This window comes from Pandoraea sp. LA3, assembly GCF_022696215.1.
In the GTDB taxonomy this organism is placed as follows: domain Bacteria; phylum Pseudomonadota; class Gammaproteobacteria; order Burkholderiales; family Burkholderiaceae; genus Pandoraea; species Pandoraea capi.
On sequence record NZ_PTPY01000025.1, the window covers coordinates 175,421 to 191,802 of the forward strand.

A 16,382-nucleotide genomic window follows, 5' to 3' on the forward strand; every position below is an offset into this window, starting at 1 on the left:
CCGTTCGTCCCAAAATTTAGGCAGTCGCGACACCATTCACCCAATCTCTGGTCGAATCGCATCGTTCGAGCGATGTGTGATAGCCATCGCCCGACAGCGACTATCGACAGGCATGCCTCGACGTGCCAGCAGCATTGGGGGATCTCCATCTTGAAATCACTTCTTTACCGCCTGTGCCTAGGGCTGGGCGGCCTTGCCGCGTTCTGGGCGCTGGGCATGATCAGCGCGAGCGAGTACGGCAAGAGCGCGGCGATCATGGCGACCGCGCTGCCCGGCCTCGTCGGGTTGTGTCTGTTGCTCGGCGCGCGTCCCGCCTGGCTGAGCGCGACGACGCTCGGCGTGATCGCCGTCTTCTTCCTTGACGCGGCCACCAAAGGTTTCCTTCGCGACTACTTCGGCCTGCGTCCCAACCACCTGCTGGTGTTGCAGGCGGTGTTCAACACGAATGCGTCGGAGACCGGCGAATTCTTCCGCCACAACTGGCGCGACGTGGCCGAGGCCAGTGCGGTATTTGTCGTTCTCATGGCGGGTGTCGTGGCGCTTGAGCGCCGACTCACACGCAGAGAAGCGACGCAGCCGTCTGCACCGCTGCGCCGCCGCAGCAAGGTCGCCGTGGCCACGCTCTTCACCGGTTTTCTCGCGTTGCATCTGAATCCGACGATGGCCAAGGAAAACCCGCTGCTTTACTGGCCGATTCGCTACTTCGATTACAAGGGACAACTCGCGCATGCCGACGAATTGCAGCGCACGCTTGAGCACAGCATGGCGAAGCCGGACGAATGGCAAGTGCAGTACCGCGGGCCGGCGCGCAAGACGGTCGTCTGGGTCATCGGCGAGAGCCTGAACCGCAACAACATGTCGATCTACGGTTACCCGCGCAACACCACGCCGATGCTCGGCTCGTTGCGCGACGATCTGACGGTATTTCACGACGTGGTGTCGTCCGAGCCGGCGACGATGGCCTCGCTCATGAAGATGCTCACCCCCGCAAGCCTGGACGATCCCGATGCCTGGACACGTCAGCCCGACCTCGTCATGCTGGCCAAGGCTGCGGGGTATCGCACGTACTGGATCTCGAATCAGGTGCCCAACGACGGCTGGCTGGGCCTGGTGGCCAACCGGGCCGACGAGCGGGTATTCATCAACAAGGGGGCTGGTCGCGGCGAGAACAATCTGGACGGCAACCTGCTGCCGGACTTCGAGGCTGCGCTGGCAGGCGATGCGCAACGCAAGCTGATCATCGTGCATCTGCTCGGCGCGCATCCGACCTACGACATGCGGTACCCCGACGAATTTGCCCGCTTCGACAATACCGACGATAGCGTGATGGCGAACCTCGAAGCGCAGGGGCGCTCGCTCTGGGTGCGTCATGCACGCAACGACTACGACAATGCCATCGCGTACAACGATTACGTGGTCTCCAATCTGATTCGCAAGACCATGGCGACATCGCCGCAATCCGACGCCAGCCTGCTGTTCAGTTCGGACCATGCGCAGGAAGTCGGTCACACCCGCAATCATGCCGGGCAATCGGTCTCCGACGCGTCCGGCTACGAGATCCCGATGCTGGTGTGGCAGCGCGATACGCCCCGTGCGCAGACGCGCGCCGCATGGGAAGCGCGTCCGTATCAGACCGACCGTCTGGAACACACGATGCTCGGATTGCTCGATATCGAAACGCCGTACTACGACGCGTCGCAAGACCTGCTGAGCGAGGCGTTCGTTCCGGTACCGCGACGTATTAATGGCCGACCCTATATCCCGTCGGCATTGGCGGCAGTATCGTTGCCCGAGGGCTGAGACATTCGCGGCGGGACTCGGGGGGATTGCAACCTCGCGAGTCTCGAATTCAATAGCAAGAAACGGGGTGTCAACTTTCCCCGCCGTCCATAGACTCCCGTCGAGATAATGCTCTCGAAGGGTGTCCCATGTCTGAAGCACAACAACCCGCCTCGCCCGCTCCAGCTGTGGCCAATCTCGCCACAGACGTCGATGCCGACGCGACCGTGAACGCGGCATCGTCAGCGTCATCGGTCGCATCCGTCATCGCTTCGCTCTCGCGAGCCAACCTCGCGGCACAGTTCAGCGAACAGATGACGCTGGCCGTCATTCCGATCATTGCCGTCATCGCGCTGAACGCCTCGGCAGAACAGACCGCATCGCTGCAAGCCGCCACGACGTTACCGTTTCTCCTTCTGTCGCTTCCCGCAGGGGTGCTCGCGGACCGCTATCGGCGCAAACCGCTCATGATCGCCACGGAGTTGCTGCGTGCCATGGCGTTGCTGATGCTCTTTGCCTTGCTACAGGCGAATTGGTTGACGCTGACGGCGCTGGGCGCAATGGGCTTCGCCATGGCGACCGGGACGGTCGTCTTCGGTGCCGCCGCGCCGTCGCTCGTCGCGACGCTGGTCGGCCCCTCGCATCTGCTCGCTGCTAACCGGCGTCTGGAAACCGCTCGCAGCATCGCGTTCACCGCAGGCCCGGCGATTGGCGGCGTACTCGCCGGTGTGGCGTCGGGCAGGGTCGCGTTTGCTGCCGCTTTCGCGTTGTCGCTGGGCAGCGCGTTCTGGTTGTCACGCCTGCCGATGGAGGCGCCACGGGCGGCGTCGCGCCGTCATTTCGTCCACGAACTCGGCGAAGGCATTCGCTTCATCGTGCGCAATATCCATCTGCGCTCGATCGTGACGACGGCTTTCGTGTTCAACACGTCGTGGTATCTGCTGCTGTCGGTCTTCGCGTTTTACGCGATCGACACCCTCGCCTTTTCCGCACGTGGCGTGGGTGCCGCGCTCGGGGTGTACGGCTTTGGCATGGTGTGCGGTGCGGTGGGTTACGCTCGCATCGCGCAGCGCTTGCGCTTCGGTCGGCAGATCCTGCTCGGCCCGGCCTGCGCCGCGCTCGCGGCAGTGCTAATGGCATCGACGACCGCATTTGCGCGGACCAGCACGGCAAGCTTCGCGTTATATGCCGTTGTGTTCGCCGCCTTCTTCCTGTTCGGTTTCGGCCCGATCGTCTGGACGATCTCCACGACATCGCTACGCCAGATCGTCACGCCCGGCGAGTTGATCGCGCGCGTGTCGGCCGTCACGATGACAGCCACGTTCGGGGCGCGCCCGCTCGGCGCCTTCGTCGGCGCGTGGATCGCGGCCGCGTTCGGCGTGAAGGCGTGCCTGTTCGCAATGACGGCAGGTTTCGCACTGCAACTGGCGATCATCGCCCGCTCACGTTCGACAACGTTGACGTCACTCGACATGGCACACGGGCGCTGATCGCCACACCGCGGGGTGTCACGCGACATGCCGGGTCGCGCTCTCGTAGCGAGGCACATGCACCGACGAGGGCAACAGGGACCGGTGCAATCAATGTTACGCACCGGTCCCGGCCCCGCGCCGCCCGTCGGCAGCGCACCCCCACCCCCTATCGTCCTGCTGTCCTGCTCGCGCGCCCCTTCCTCCGGCGCTTTGCTTTTTTCCCATTACCTGCGCGCCACCTTCTCGTGTACGGCCTGATCGTCATCGCTGTAGGAAAACTGGGTGCGACCTCCCTTCTCCGCCGGCAATGCAATGCGAACGATCGGGATGGCCTGCGCATAAAGGTCGAAGTACTTCTGCTGATCCGCGCGGGCACCGGCGAGCCCATCCGCATTGCCATCGCCATAGAAGAACGCGATGATCGGCAGGTCCTTGCCAACGCCCTGCGCCCACGTGGCGAGACGCAGTTCGTTCCACTGCACCCAAAACCGATCCGGAATCATGTGTTTCGCCAGGATCACCTGCACGAACCGGTCTGCCTGATCTCTGGCACTTTCCCGAAGATTGAAGCCGCACACCTGCGACATCTTGTCGAACGCGGCATCCCACTTCGCAAACCATTGCGCCGCGGTCGTCACCCCCACGATGTCGCATGGACGACTCTCCACCGGATACACCACCGACTCGCCGCATCCCTGCTCATCCCGGTAAGACGTCAGCCCATCCATCGAAAACCCGCAGAGCACTTCGATGTTGCCGATCTTGTCCGTCGGCGTGCGCATCCTGGGATAGAAGATGAAGCCGTTGGTGCGACTAATCGGAATCAGCGAGAAGTTCGCGTCCTGACGCAGCCAGGAGAACGACGTACCCCCGCTCTCGATCGACGACGCGCTCGGCTCCCACGGCGTGCCATCGGGCACGTTCTGCGTGGCGCGAATCGGCACGCCGCTGCATAACACGGCCGGAAGCTGAGGACCACCGCAATCCATCACGGTCGAGTTGTAATAGACGTAAAGCTCGACGATCGTCTCCAGCCCGCGCGTGTGCAGGCTCTTGATATCGCGTTGTGCAGATATGCCCGGCGATTGACCGCCTGCCGTTCGCGTAGGCACAGACATGCAGGCGCTCAGCAAGCACACAAACAACACGACGCTACATGTGTTCACCAGAAAACGCATCATGATGAGATCCCCCATTTCGTGCGGTTTCGCTGAAAAGGGAGGCAAACTCCACCTCACAGGGGGGATTTTTGCAGCGGGATTTACGGGCGACAACTGACAAGGTTGACAGTTGTCGCGCGTCACACGTTTCGCGATCCTGCCCGCATGGCCTACGAGGCAACATCGTCGGAAGGGCCGTCCACAAGGAACGCAATCATGACGTCATCACATCGCAACGGGCAGCCCGACGCCGGATTCGGCACGCAAGGGCACGTCGACATTCCCATGGCCAGCGGCGTCTCGCAGTTGCTGCCCGACGGCAAGATCATCAGCTTCGGCACCGAGGAGCGGCATCGCAACGGCGTGTTTGCGTATCGCCATCTTCCGAACGGTGAGATCGACGGCACCTTCGGTACCAACGGGCGCCTTTACATCACGTTCGGTGACACCACTGGAGAAACTTTCTATCCCGAGACCGCGGCCCTCACCGACGACGGCAAGATCGTCCTCGCCAACCTGATCGTCGCTCGCCCGTTCGCAGGCTTCCGTTTGTTGCAAGTCTGCCGCATCGATCAGAACGGGACGCTGGACACGACATTTGGCCTGGAGGGCAAATACGTCATCCATATCCCACCCGGCCTCGATGACTCGTTCGTCGGCATGCACTTGCTGGGCAACGGCAAGATCATCATCCTCGGTAATTCGTCCCAATCCACCACGGCCCCTCCGGCAACAACGTTTGCGCGACTCACGGCCAACGGCCTCCCGGACAGCAGCTTCGGAAGCAACGGCCTCGTGCCGTTTCCTGCCGCGTCCGGCGTGGCATCCGCTTTCGCAGCCCTGCCCGACGGCCGGATGTACACCGGCGACAGATCGGGCATCTCCTGCTTCGATGCCGCCGCGAATCTGGATCCCTCTTTCGGCACAGGCGGCCATGTGCCACTCGATTTTTCGAGTGACTATCCGGCACTGCGGCATTGGAACGTCAGCCAGATTGTCGTTCAGGCCGACGGGAAACTCGTACTCGCGGGCACCGTCGGCGACACCCAGGCGGAGCCCGGCAAGAGCGCAGTCGCGTGGTTTTTTCGCCTGTTAGCCAACGGCAGCCTCGACAGCACCTTCAACGGTGGCGTGCCGGTCATTTCACGTTTAGGCGATAGCAGTAGTTACGCCCCGTTCTCGCTCGCCATGCAGGCAGACGGAAAAATCGTTGCGGCAGGTGCGCTCTACGGCACGTCCGGGGCAGTGCTCGAGCGGTTGAATCCGAGCGGCAGTCGCGATACGACATTCGGGAACGACGGCATCATCGTCGAACCACCGCCCGCCGGCAACCTGTTGGTCATGATGCGAAGCCTCGCGATTCAACCCGATGGAAAGCTGCTGACGACCGCCCGGTCGTTCGGTGTCGAACCAGCACTCACACGACTGAGTCGATACCTGCCCTGAGCGGCAAGACTTTCCCTTGCCAACTGACAGGGTAGACCGTCGTTGCCGAACTCTGCCGGCACGAGACTACGCGGATGACCCCCTCGATGAAGATGATCAACGACCGACGATCGCGTGCTGCGCGGAGTGGCGAATCCACGTCACTCCGCGCAGAGGAAGCACTGAGGCCTTGTGCTGCGCGATGCGAGTCAGATCGCCCCAAGCAATGCGCTCAGCGCATCGGAGAGTGCCACGCATTCCGCTTCCGTTCCGACCGTAACCCGCAGGAACTGCGCGATGCGCACATGCTTGAAGTGACGCACGATGATCGAGCGCTCACGCAGCGCTGCGGCCAGTTGCGCCGCATCGTGTGCCGGGTGACGCACGAACACGAAGTTCGCCTTCGACGGCAGCACCTCGAAACCGAGCGCCGTCAGTCGCGACGTCAAGGCTTCACGGCTTTCGATGACCGCACGACGCGTCTCGTCGAAATACGCTTCGTCTTCGATGGCCGCCACGCCCGCCGCCTGTGCAAGACGATCGAGCGGGTACGAGTTGAAGCTGTTCTTCACACGCTCCAGCGCTTCGATCAGATCCTTGTGCCCGATGGCGAAACCCAGACGCAGCCCCGCCAACGAACGTGACTTCGACAGGGTCTGCACGACCAGCAGGTTCGGGTACTTCGCGATCAGACCGGCCGCCGTCTCGCCACCGAAGTCGATATACGCCTCGTCGATGACGACCACCGAGCCCGGATTGCCTGCGAGCAGACGTTCGATCTCGCCCGACGCCAGCACGCGTCCCGTCGGGGCATTCGGATTCGGGAAGATGATGCCGCCGTTCGGCTTGAGGTAATCGTCGACGGCAATCTCGAACGTGTCGGTGAGCGGCACGGTTTCGAACGCCACGCCATACAGCCCGCAATACACGGGATAGAAGCTGTAGGTGATGTCCGGGTACAGAATCGGCTTGTCGTGTTTCAGCAAGCCCTGGAACACGTTCGCCAGCACTTCGTCCGAACCGTTGCCCACGTGCACGTTGGCGACGTCGAGGCCAAAGCGCGTGGCAATCGCCTGCTTGAAACGGCGTGCGTCGGGATCGGGGTACAGCTTGAGCGCATCGGCATCGGCACCGAGCGCCTCGCGAATGGCAGCGACGACGCGTGGCGACGGACCGTACGGGTTCTCGTTGGTGTTGAGCTTGATGAGGCGCTGCATCTGCGGCTGCTCACCCGGGACATAGGGCGTCAGATCGGCGACGCCGGCGCTCCAGAATTGGCTCATGACTTGAAACCGCGTGCCAGATCGGCCTGAATGTCAGCCGGCGATTCCAGACCGACCGCCAGACGGATCAACCCTTCGGTAATACCCGCCGCAGCGCGCGCTTCCGGCGTGATACGGCCGTGCGTGGTGCTCGCCGGATGCGTGATGGTCGTGCGCGTATCGCCGAGGTTGCCCGTGATCGAGCACACACGCGTGCTGTCGATCACGCGCCAGGCGTTCTCGCGTTGCTCGGCAGGCGTCGCGCCCTTGAGTTCGAAGGCGACGATAGCGCCGCCCGACTTTTGCTGACGCTTCGCCAGTTCGTACTGCGGGTGCGACGGCAGGCCCGGATAAAACACGCGACCGACCTGCGGCTGCTGCTCAAGCCACTGTGCCAGTTCGAGCGCATTGGCCGATTGCTTCTCCACGCGCAACGACAACGTCTCCAGCCCCTTGAGCAACACCCAGGCGTTGAACGCCGAGAGCGTCGGGCCGGCGCTGCGCACGAACGTGAAGATCTTGCCCATGATGAAGTCTTTCTTGCCGACGATGGCGCCGCCCAGCACACGACCCTGACCGTCAAGGTACTTCGTGGCCGAGTGCACCACCACGTCCGCACCGTATTCGATCGGACGCTGCAACACCGGCGTACAGAAACAGTTGTCAACGACGAACAGTGCGCCCGCTTCCTTCGCGATCTTGCCGATCGCTTCGATGTCGGCAATGTCGGTGAGCGGGTTGGACGGGGTTTCCAGGAAGAACATCTTCGTGTTCGGACGGATCGCGGCACGCCATGCGTTGAGATCGGTCGGATCGACGAACGTCGTCTCGACACCGAAGCGGCTGAAGATCGTCGAGAAGACGTTCAGCGTCGAGCCGAAAATGCTTTGCGAACTGACGAGGTGATCGCCCGCCGAGAGCGCGGTCATCACCACGGACACGATGGCGCTCATGCCCGAGGCCGTCGCCATGCACGCCTCACCGCCTTCGAGCGCGGCCAGACGGTCCTGGAACATCGATACGGTCGGGTTGGTGAAGCGCGAGTACGTGAAGCCCTCTTCCGAATGCGCGAAGCGCTCGGCAGCCTCGGCCGCGCTCTTGAAAACGAAGCTCGAGGTCAGGTACAGCGCCTCGGAGTGTTCACCAAACTCGGAGCGTTGCGTGCCCGCGCGCACCGCCAGGGTATCGAAGTCGAAGGAATCCATCGTGTGTCTCGTCATTGGGTCGGCGCGCTCGCCGGCCAAAAAAAGAAAAGCCCGTTTCGCTTGTCAGCAAAACGGGCTCGAAATCCATCTGTCTAGGCCTCGCTTTAGCTGTTTCGGGGATATTCCCCCACGTCCGCAAGCTGAAATCAAATCGACGTGAGAAGCAGTGTAGCACGTTGCGGGCGAGGACGGAAAAACTCCGCCACCCCGCCCGGCAGCCCCGATCCGTGGGGGCTTCCGGTCATCATTGCACCGGCTGCACCAGGCTCAGAGGCCCAGTTGCGCGCCGCGCGGTTCGTTTTCATCGCCTTCGCTGGACTCCACGACCGGCGCCTTCGGCGCCTTGCGTTGCTGCTCCAGACGATTGAGGTACTCCGGCGTGACATCACCCGTGATGTAGTTACCGTCGAAGCACGAAGCATCGAAGTCGGAGAGCGCCGGGTTGATGTCGCGCACGGCAGCCTTCATGTCTTCGACGTCCTGATAGATCAGTTCGTCGGCGCCGATGATGCGCGCCACTTCCTCATCGCTGCGATCGTGCGCGACCAGTTCGCTGCGCGTGGGCATGTCGATACCGTATACGTTCGGGAATTTCACGGGCGGCGCCGCCGAGGCGAAGATCACCTTGCGGGCGCCGGCGTCACGCGCCATCTGCACGATTTCCTGGCTGGTCGTGCCGCGCACGATCGAGTCGTCGACGATCAGCACGTTCTTGTCCTTGAACTCCACGCGCATGGCGTTGAGTTTCTGGCGCACCGACTTCTTGCGCATCGCCTGACCGGGCATGATGAAGGTGCGACCGACGTAGCGGTTCTTGAAGAAGCCTTCGCGATAGTTCAGACCGAGACGCTTGGCGACCTGCATGGCGGCCGGACGGCTGGAGTCCGGAATCGGCATGACGACGTCGATGTCCTTGTAGTCGATTTCGCGACGAATCTTCTCGGCGAGGTAATCGCCCATGCGCAGACGGGCGTCGTAGACCGGCACGCCATCGAGCACCGAGTCCGGACGCGCCAGATACACCAGCTCGAAAATGCACGGATGCATCGACGACGATGCCGAGCACTGCTTCGACGTCAGTTCGCCGTCGTTGCTGATAAAGATCGCCTCACCCGGCTTGACGTCGCGCTCGAACGCGAAGCCCATGCCTTCGAGTGCCACCGACTCCGACGCCACCATCCACTCCGTGCCGTTCGGGCCATCGGAGCGGCCGATACACAGCGGGCGGATACCGTTCGGATCGCGGAACGCGAGCAGGCCGAAGCCGGAGATGATGGAGACGATGGCGTACGAGCCGCGCAGACGGTTGTGCACCTTGCTCACGGCCTGGAACAGCGACTCGACGGACAAGCCGTCGCGCGAGCTTTCCTGCAACTCGTGCGCGAGCACGTTGAGCAGGACTTCCGAGTCGGAGGTGGTGTTGATGTGACGACGGTCGACGCGGAACATCTCGTCCTTGAGCTGTTCCCAGTTCGTCAGGTTGCCGTTGTGGGCAAGCACGATGCCGTACGGCGCGTTCACGTAGAACGGTTGGGCCTGCGCCGCGCTCGACGAACCTGCCGTCGGGTAGCGCACCTGGCCGATACCGACCGTGCCCGGCAAATCGCGCATGTTGCGCGTGCGGAACACGTCGCGCACCATGCCGTTGCCCTTGTGCATGTAGAAGGACTGGCCATCCGTCGTTGCGATACCGGCGGCGTCCTGGCCGCGGTGCTGCAGCAGCAGCAAGCTATCGTAAATGAACTGGTTGACCGGGGATTTGGAGACTACACCGACGATGCCACACATGGCATGAATCCTTCAAAAAACATCGAAATCTGCGTCAAACGGACAGTATTATCCGTCATTCGGAAACCTTGTGCAGGCCGGTCGACGGCGTGGGCGTTCCGCCGGGGGCTGCCGAGCCGCCCGATCCCCCTACGCCACCGCTGCGCATGCCCCAGCCCTGCTGCTGGGCGTTGGCCGCATCCCCCGTCCCCTGGGCATTCAGCCCCGCACCGGACAGCGCCGTACCGCTGGTGTCGCGAAGCGCGCCACCCATGAGGTTCGACAACCGCGTCGAAACGGCTTTCGCCGCGCCGTTCTTCACTTCGTTCGTCACGTCGTTCGCAACGTCGTTGACGATACCGCTTGCCGCACCGCTCTGGCCGCCGGAAGGACGCTGTGCACCGTCGCCCGACTGACCGCCCTGACCGCCCTGCCCGCCCTGACCATTCTGGCCGCCGCGATAGGGTTCCAATTGTGGCAAGGGAATCGTCGTTCCCATCGGATTGACGCTCGGCACGACCGCCTCGGGTTTGCGCAAGTAATGCTGCACCGCCTCCGGCAGGTACGGCATCAGTCGATCCAGCCCCGCCTCGACCCATGGCCGCGTCAGCGACTGTTGCCAGACCGGTTGTTGCGGCAATGCCGTTAACTTGGCGGCGACCATCAACAACATCAAGAGCAGAATGCCGCGAACGATGCCGAATAACATGCCCAAACCGCGATCGGCCGGACGCAGGCCGATCATATCGGTCATGCGTCCCACCAGCGCACTGACGATTCCGGCGCCAAACACCACCGCCACCAGCACCAGCAGGAAGCCCAGCGCACCTTGCGTCAGTTCGCCGCCGGGAAGGTCGGCAGGCAGCCAGTGCGCCACGGTCGGGCCAAAGGCGCGCGCCACGAAGAACGCCACGACCCAGCCCACCAGATTGAACAACTCGCGAACCAGGCCGCGCAACATGCCCAGCAACATCGAACCGAGCAGAATGGCGATGGCCGCGTAATCCACCACGGTCAACAGACCGCTATGCACCGTATCGCCCAAATCAGCCCGCCTCGGCGACCTGCGCCGTCAGTCCGGCGTCGCGAATCTTCTTGCCGGCCGCTTCCGCCGCCGTGCGATCCGGGAACGGGCCTGCCCGCAACAGGTACAACTCGCGGCCGTCAACGGTGCTCTTGACCATGTAGCTCGGCACGTTCACCAGCTTCAACTTGACGAGCCAGGCCTGTGCCCGGTCCTGCGTCGAGAAGGCCCCGATGCGGACCAGATACTTGCCATTCGAGGCTGGCTTCTGCGCGGAATCGTGCGTGTCCGGCTTGGCGGCCGGTTTGGCCGTGGCATTGTTCTGCGCGAACTGCGCGATCGGATCCGCCACGTTGTTGTTCGGCTGCTGCGGCTTGGCCGGTGCCTTGGCCGCGTCGTGCGACTCCGGTTTGGCTGCCGGCTTGGCGTCGGCGTGCTGCTCCGGCTTCTTGACCTCGGGCTTGGCTTCCGGCTTGGCTTCCGGCTTCACCTCGGGCTTCGCTTGCGCGATTTGCGGCTCAGGCACGGCGCTCGGCGCGGGGGACGGCGTCGGGGCGACGCTGGCCGACGGCGGCACGGCCGTCGGTGCCGGCGCGGGCTTGGACGACGCCGCGAGCGTGCTGCTGTCGACGGCTTCCTCGCCCTTGTCGAGCGACGCATCCGATGGTGCAGTCGCCGCAGTCTGAGGCTTCACGCGCACAGGCGGCGAGTTGGCATCCTTACCGGGGATCTGGATGGCGATGTCGTCAGCCGTCGGTTTGGGCTCGGGCGCCAGCACCATCGGCAAAATGATCACGGCCGCAAGCACCAGCGCAAGCGCGCCGACCAGGCGGCGGCGCGCGCGTTGCTTTTCGGGCAGCAGCGGGTCGAGTTGCTCGTGCTCGCTGTACTCGCCCCCTCCTCCCGCCGTACGGGTGCCGGTGCGGCCGCTCCTGCGGCTACCGCGCTTCGGGGGAACGGCTTCGGCGTCTTTCTTGCGGAAGGAAAACAATCCCATAGGCCCTTGGCTCAGGTCGAAACTTGCGTCGTTGGATTGATCATCGCGCATCTTGTGCGTGCTGCGCATGACATTTCTCGTAAGCAAATGTCACGACATACGCGTCGACACACCTCAGTGGCGCTGCAACTTGCGGTGCGACATCACGCCCGCCACCGTAAAGAACGATCCAAAAACCACAATTCTATCATTCTCGCCGCACTGCTCGAGCGCGGCAGCGTAAGCTTTCTCAGGCGATTCGAAGGTTTCGATCGAATGATCGGCATCTTCGACGAATCCGACGGCACGCAGCTTCTCTTCGAGCAGCGCCGGACTCGCGGCACGCTCGGTCGGCAGCGCGCACAGGCGCCAGTGATCGACCTTGTCGACGAGATGACGCAGCACGCCTTCGATGTCCTTGTCGGCCATCGCGCCGAACACGGCGTACGTGTACGGGAAGAAGCCCATCCCGTCGAGATTGTGGCCGAGCGCTGCTGCGGCGTGCGGATTGTGCGCCACGTCGAGCACCACGGCGGGACGCCCCGGCAGCACCTGAAAACGCCCCGGCAACTCGACGGACGCCAATCCCAGACGGATATCCTGCGCCGACACCGGCAGCACGTCGCGCATCGATTCGAGCGCGGCGAGCGCCGCCGAGGCGTTGAGCAACTGGTTGGCGCCACGCAGCGCCGGGTACGCGAGCGCCGGACGACGCATCTGGCGCCCGCCATAGCTCCACTGCTGCTTGTCGCCCTGATAGTTGAAGTCACGCCCGAACAGCCACAGGTCGGCGCCGATACGCTCGGCCTCCGAGATCAACGTGGCCGGCGGCATCGGATCGCCACAGACCGCAGGCTTGCCCGGACGGAAGATGCCCGCCTTCTCGGTGGCGATCGCCTCGCGCGTATCGCCGAGATACTGCTGATGATCGATGTCGATGCTCGTGATGACGGCGCAATCCGCATCGACGATGTTCACGGCGTCCAGGCGCCCGCCCAGCCCCACCTCGAGAATCACGGCGTCGAGCCCGGCCGTGGCGAACATATGCATGATCGCGAGCGTGGTGAATTCGAAATACGTGAGCGAGACCGGTTCGTCAAAGCTCGTGCGTGCCTTCTCGACCGCTTCGAAATGCGGCAGCAGCGTGGCATCGTCGACGATTTCGCCGTTGAGGCGTGCGCGTTCGTTGAACGAGATCAGATGCGGCGACGTGTGGCAGCCCACGCGGTAACCGGCGGACAGCAGAATCGCTTCGATGATGGCGCAGGTCGAGCCCTTGCCGTTCGTGCCGCCGACCGTGAAGACGGGGCACGGGAATGTCAGACCGAGGGCGTCTTTCACGCGGCCAATGCGCGCGAGCCCCATATCGATGCCCACAGGGTGAGCGGTTTCCAGATGGGCGAGCCAGGCGTCGAGGGTGGAGTATGTCGGCATGGTATGCGGGCAGAAAAACAAAAACGCGGACGTCTCTAACGTCCGCGCTTTCTATTGCGTTCGATGCGTTGGATCCGCTCGACTTACGCGACGGCGTCTGCCGGCTGACACTGCATCAGGGCGATCAGGCGGGCGATTTCTTCACGCAGCTTGCGACGGTCGACGATCATGTCGATCGCGCCCTTCTGCAACAGGAACTCCGAACGCTGGAAGCCTTCCGGCAGCTTCTCACGCACGGTCTGCTCGATCACGCGCGGGCCGGCGAAGCCGATCAGCGCCTTCGGTTCCGCAATCACTACGTCGCCGAGGAAAGCGAAGCTGGCCGATACACCGCCCATCGTCGGGTCGGTCAGCACGGAGATGAACGGCAGCTTGGCGTTAGCCAGCTTGGTGAGCATGGCCGTGGTCTTTGCCATCTGCATGAGCGAGAGCAGGCTTTCCTGCATACGCGCACCGCCCGAAGCGGTCACACAGATGAACGGCACGCCCTGCTCCAGCGCATTCTGCGCGCCGCGCACGAAACGCTCGCCGACCACCGAACCCATCGAGCCGCCCATGAACGAGAACTCGAAGCAGGCCACCACGACCGGCAGCGTGTGGATCGCACCGCCCATCACCACCATCGCGTCGGTTTCGCCGGTGTCGTCCATCGCTTCCTTGATGCGATCCGGGTACTTGCGGCTGTCCTTGAACTTCAGCGCGTCGACGGGGACGATTTCCTGACCGAGTTCATAACGGCCTTCCGAGTCGAGCAGCGAGTCCAGACGCGCGCGCGCACCGATGCGCATGTGATGGTCACACTTCGGGCAGACGTGCAGATTCGCCTCCACGTCGGCGCGATACAGCACGGCCTCGCACGACGGGCACTTGATCCACAGCCCTTCCGGGATGCTCTTGTTGCGCTGCGTCGGATCGGTTTGCTTGATCTTGGGGGGCAGCAGCTTATCGAGCCAGCTCATAGTTACTCCTTGCGAAACGCCCGCTACGTTGTGGCAGCAGGCGCTTTCGGGGGTTCACGGCGACCGTGTAATACGATCGTTTCAATTCAGCGTTTTATCGGGCGGTAAAGCGGACAATCCAGCGGATCCCACTGCGGGCGGCACCGACACCCCGTCGCCGCCTTCCCGCCTCCCGGCAAATTTCTGCCGCGAATTTACGCCGTTTTGGCGCCCGAGTCGAGCGCCTGACGGATACCGCCGATAAATTCAGCCAGCGATTTTACCGCGTTCTGGCCCTCCAGATCACGCGGCGTGTTTTCCAGCAACTGGACGATGGCGCTGCCGATCACCACGGCATCGGCCACATTCGCCACCGCGCGGGCCGTTTCGGCGTCGCGAATACCGAAGCCCACGCCGACCGGCAGGTCCGCCTCGGCCTTGATCTGGGGGATCTTCGCGGCCACGCTGGCCGTATCCAGACTGGTAGCGCCCGTCACCCCCTTCAGGGAGACGTAATACAGATAGCCGCTCGCCTGACGCGCCACCGCCGCAATCCGGGCGTCGGTCGACGTGGGCGCGAGCAGGAAGATCGGATCGATGGCATGCGCGCGTACGGCGCCGGCAAAGGCTTCGGCCTCTTCGGGCGGGTAATCGACGACGAGCACGCCGTCCACGCCGGCTTTGGCGGCGCGCTCGGCGAAGGCGTCGAGCCCCATCGCTTCGATCGGGTTCGCGTAGCCCATCAACACGACCGGCGTACGGTCATTGGTCTGACGGAACGCGGCCACGTAGCCGAGCACTTCGGCGAGGCTCACGCCCCGGGCGAGCGCGCGCTCGGAGGCACGCTGAATGACAGGCCCGTCGGCCATCGGGTCGGAGAACGGCACGCCGAGTTCGATGACGTCGGCGCCGTTGTCGGCCAGCGCGTGCATGAGCTTTACCGTCCAGCCCGGCTCGGGATCGCCGGCAGTGATAAACGGAATGAGGCCTTTTTTACCCTGCGCTTGCAAGGCTTGGAACGTCGCTTGAATGCGGGACATGATCGGAAAGTCTCTGAAGTCGTTGGTTGGCGAGCGCGTGGTAGTGCGCGTTCAGCTCATAGCCGACGAAACGCCGGCCGTGCAGCGCGCAAGCCACGGCAGTCGTGCCGCTGCCCATGAAAGGGTCGAGCACGAGACCGCCGGGCGGGCAACTGGCCAGCACCATGCGCTCAATGATATGCAGCGGTTTTTGCGTCGGATGGTCGACCCGTTCGGGGTCTTGCCGGTGCAATCGCGAAATCGACCACAGATCCTTGGGGTTGTACCCCAGCTCCAGCCATTTACTGCCCTCGAAGATACGGCGCGAGCGCGCCTTCTTCGTGGCGGCGTCGTACGGCACGCGCACGGCATCGAGGTCGAAGTAATAGTCCTTCGAAACCGCGAAAAAGCCGATGTTGTCGTGCACGGACGAGAACCGCCGCGTACTGCCGCCCATGCTGGGCACGCGGCGATCCCAGATGATCTCGTTGATCATCAGCATGCGCTGCTTCAGAAAGACGAACAGTTCCGGGGCGTACTGCCACGTGCAGAACAGGTAGAGCGAGCCGCGCGGCGCGAGCTTCGGAATCGCCGCTTCGAGCCACCCGTACGTCCAGCCGAGAAAATCCTCGCCGGAACGCTTGTCGGAGTCGTTGCCGTAATCCTTGCCGAGCCCATAGGGCGGGTCGGCAAGGATCAGGTCGACGCTACCGTCTTCCAGTTCGTGCAGATGTTGCAGAAAGTCCGCATGACGCAACGTGATGTCGCCCGGCGCCCATCGCGCGCGCAACTCGCCGGCCGCTTCCAGGGCCTCGAGACGCGCGGCGGCGGCTTCGGTCGCATCCACGGGACGCTCGGTCCCGGGGACGTCGCGGCGCGCCTTGCGATCAGTCAGATCGGTCATGCTGGTTCTGTTGTCCT

General features: G+C 63.5%; 13 protein-coding genes. 3 read left to right on the forward strand and 10 right to left on the reverse strand.

Annotated elements, in window-relative coordinates:
• Positions 1–150: 150 nt before the first annotated feature.
• Together C5N93_RS07040 and C5N93_RS07045 are read left to right on the forward strand one after the other, a co-directional pair.
• On the forward strand, positions 151–1,800 hold the full coding sequence (locus C5N93_RS07040; RefSeq protein WP_242558745.1) for a phosphoethanolamine transferase: 1,650 nt from the start codon (positions 151–153) through the stop codon (positions 1,798–1,800).
• A gap of 128 nt (positions 1,801–1,928) precedes the next feature.
• On the forward strand, positions 1,929–3,269 hold the full coding sequence (locus C5N93_RS07045; protein ID WP_242558746.1) for an MFS transporter: 1,341 nt from the start codon (positions 1,929–1,931) through the stop codon (positions 3,267–3,269).
• A gap of 206 nt (positions 3,270–3,475) precedes the next feature.
• Here the strand turns inward: C5N93_RS07045 and C5N93_RS07050 are convergent, their stop codons facing one another.
• The gene (locus C5N93_RS07050; protein ID WP_242558747.1) at positions 3,476–4,369 is read right to left on the reverse strand and encodes a hypothetical protein; all 894 of its coding nucleotides are present in this window, start codon (positions 4,367–4,369) and stop codon (positions 3,476–3,478) included.
• Positions 4,370–4,717: 348 nt separating this feature from the next.
• On the opposite strand from C5N93_RS07050, the gene C5N93_RS07055 reads away from it, so the two are divergent.
• Positions 4,718–5,857, forward strand: a complete 1,140-nt coding sequence (locus C5N93_RS07055) for a hypothetical protein (RefSeq protein ID WP_242558748.1) — start codon at positions 4,718–4,720, stop codon at positions 5,855–5,857.
• Positions 5,858–6,045: 188 nt separating this feature from the next.
• Here C5N93_RS07055 and hisC read toward each other — a convergent pair whose 3' ends face one another.
• From hisC to C5N93_RS07100, 9 genes are all read right to left on the reverse strand, one after another.
• Entirely contained in the window at positions 6,046–7,119 is a 1,074-nt protein-coding gene (gene hisC, locus C5N93_RS07060) for a histidinol-phosphate transaminase (RefSeq protein WP_242558749.1), read from the reverse strand.
• Positions 7,116–8,303: an O-succinylhomoserine sulfhydrylase gene (locus tag C5N93_RS07065; protein WP_242558750.1), complete on the reverse strand. Its 1,188-nt coding sequence runs from the start codon at positions 8,301–8,303 to the stop codon at positions 7,116–7,118. Before C5N93_RS07065 ends, hisC begins: the two co-directional genes overlap by 4 nt.
• Before the next feature lie 267 nt (positions 8,304–8,570).
• Complete coding sequence (gene purF, locus C5N93_RS07070) at positions 8,571–10,091, reverse strand: amidophosphoribosyltransferase (protein WP_069345092.1); 1,521 nt, start codon at positions 10,089–10,091, stop codon at positions 8,571–8,573.
• A gap of 55 nt (positions 10,092–10,146) precedes the next feature.
• Positions 10,147–11,115, reverse strand: a complete 969-nt coding sequence (locus C5N93_RS07075) for a CvpA family protein (RefSeq protein ID WP_242558751.1) — start codon at positions 11,113–11,115, stop codon at positions 10,147–10,149.
• A gap of 1 nt (position 11,116) precedes the next feature.
• Positions 11,117–12,160 (reverse strand): SPOR domain-containing protein, encoded by a 1,044-nt coding sequence (locus C5N93_RS07080; RefSeq protein WP_242558752.1) that lies wholly within the window; start codon positions 12,158–12,160, stop codon positions 11,117–11,119.
• 45 nt (positions 12,161–12,205) lie between these two features.
• A complete protein-coding gene (folC, locus tag C5N93_RS07085) occupies positions 12,206–13,504 on the reverse strand; it encodes a bifunctional tetrahydrofolate synthase/dihydrofolate synthase (RefSeq protein WP_242558753.1) in 1,299 nt (432 codons plus the stop codon).
• 83 nt (positions 13,505–13,587) lie between these two features.
• The gene (gene accD / locus C5N93_RS07090; RefSeq protein ID WP_069345089.1) at positions 13,588–14,463 is read right to left on the reverse strand and encodes an acetyl-CoA carboxylase, carboxyltransferase subunit beta; all 876 of its coding nucleotides are present in this window, start codon (positions 14,461–14,463) and stop codon (positions 13,588–13,590) included.
• 194 nt (positions 14,464–14,657) lie between these two features.
• A complete protein-coding gene (gene trpA, locus C5N93_RS07095; RefSeq protein WP_242558754.1) occupies positions 14,658–15,482 on the reverse strand; it encodes a tryptophan synthase subunit alpha in 825 nt (274 codons plus the stop codon).
• The gene (locus C5N93_RS07100) at positions 15,436–16,365 is read right to left on the reverse strand and encodes a site-specific DNA-methyltransferase (RefSeq protein WP_242558755.1); all 930 of its coding nucleotides are present in this window, start codon (positions 16,363–16,365) and stop codon (positions 15,436–15,438) included. Before C5N93_RS07100 ends, trpA begins: the two co-directional genes overlap by 47 nt.
• Positions 16,366–16,382: the final 17 nt, after the last annotated feature.

What these genes read in the sequence shown, in the direction of transcription:
- hisC (WP_242558749.1), bottom strand. Translation starts at nt 7,119, where the DNA reads ATGAGCCAATTCTGGAGCGCCGGCGTCGCCGATCTGACGCCCTATGTC.
- purF (WP_069345092.1), bottom strand. Translation starts at nt 10,091, where the DNA reads ATGTGTGGCATCGTCGGTGTAGTCTCCAAATCCCCGGTCAACCAGTTC.
- accD (WP_069345089.1), bottom strand. Translation starts at nt 14,463, where the DNA reads ATGAGCTGGCTCGATAAGCTGCTGCCCCCCAAGATCAAGCAAACCGAT.
- C5N93_RS07080 (WP_242558752.1), bottom strand. Translation starts at nt 12,160, where the DNA reads ATGCGCAGCACGCACAAGATGCGCGATGATCAATCCAACGACGCAAGT.
- C5N93_RS07100 (WP_242558755.1), bottom strand. Translation starts at nt 16,365, where the DNA reads ATGACCGATCTGACTGATCGCAAGGCGCGCCGCGACGTCCCCGGGACC.
- C5N93_RS07045 (WP_242558746.1), top strand. Translation starts at nt 1,929, where the DNA reads ATGTCTGAAGCACAACAACCCGCCTCGCCCGCTCCAGCTGTGGCCAAT.
- folC (WP_242558753.1), bottom strand. Translation starts at nt 13,504, where the DNA reads ATGCCGACATACTCCACCCTCGACGCCTGGCTCGCCCATCTGGAAACC.
- trpA (WP_242558754.1), bottom strand. Translation starts at nt 15,482, where the DNA reads ATGTCCCGCATTCAAGCGACGTTCCAAGCCTTGCAAGCGCAGGGTAAA.
- C5N93_RS07050 (WP_242558747.1), bottom strand. Translation starts at nt 4,369, where the DNA reads ATGTCTGTGCCTACGCGAACGGCAGGCGGTCAATCGCCGGGCATATCT.
- C5N93_RS07065 (WP_242558750.1), bottom strand. Translation starts at nt 8,303, where the DNA reads ATGGATTCCTTCGACTTCGATACCCTGGCGGTGCGCGCGGGCACGCAA.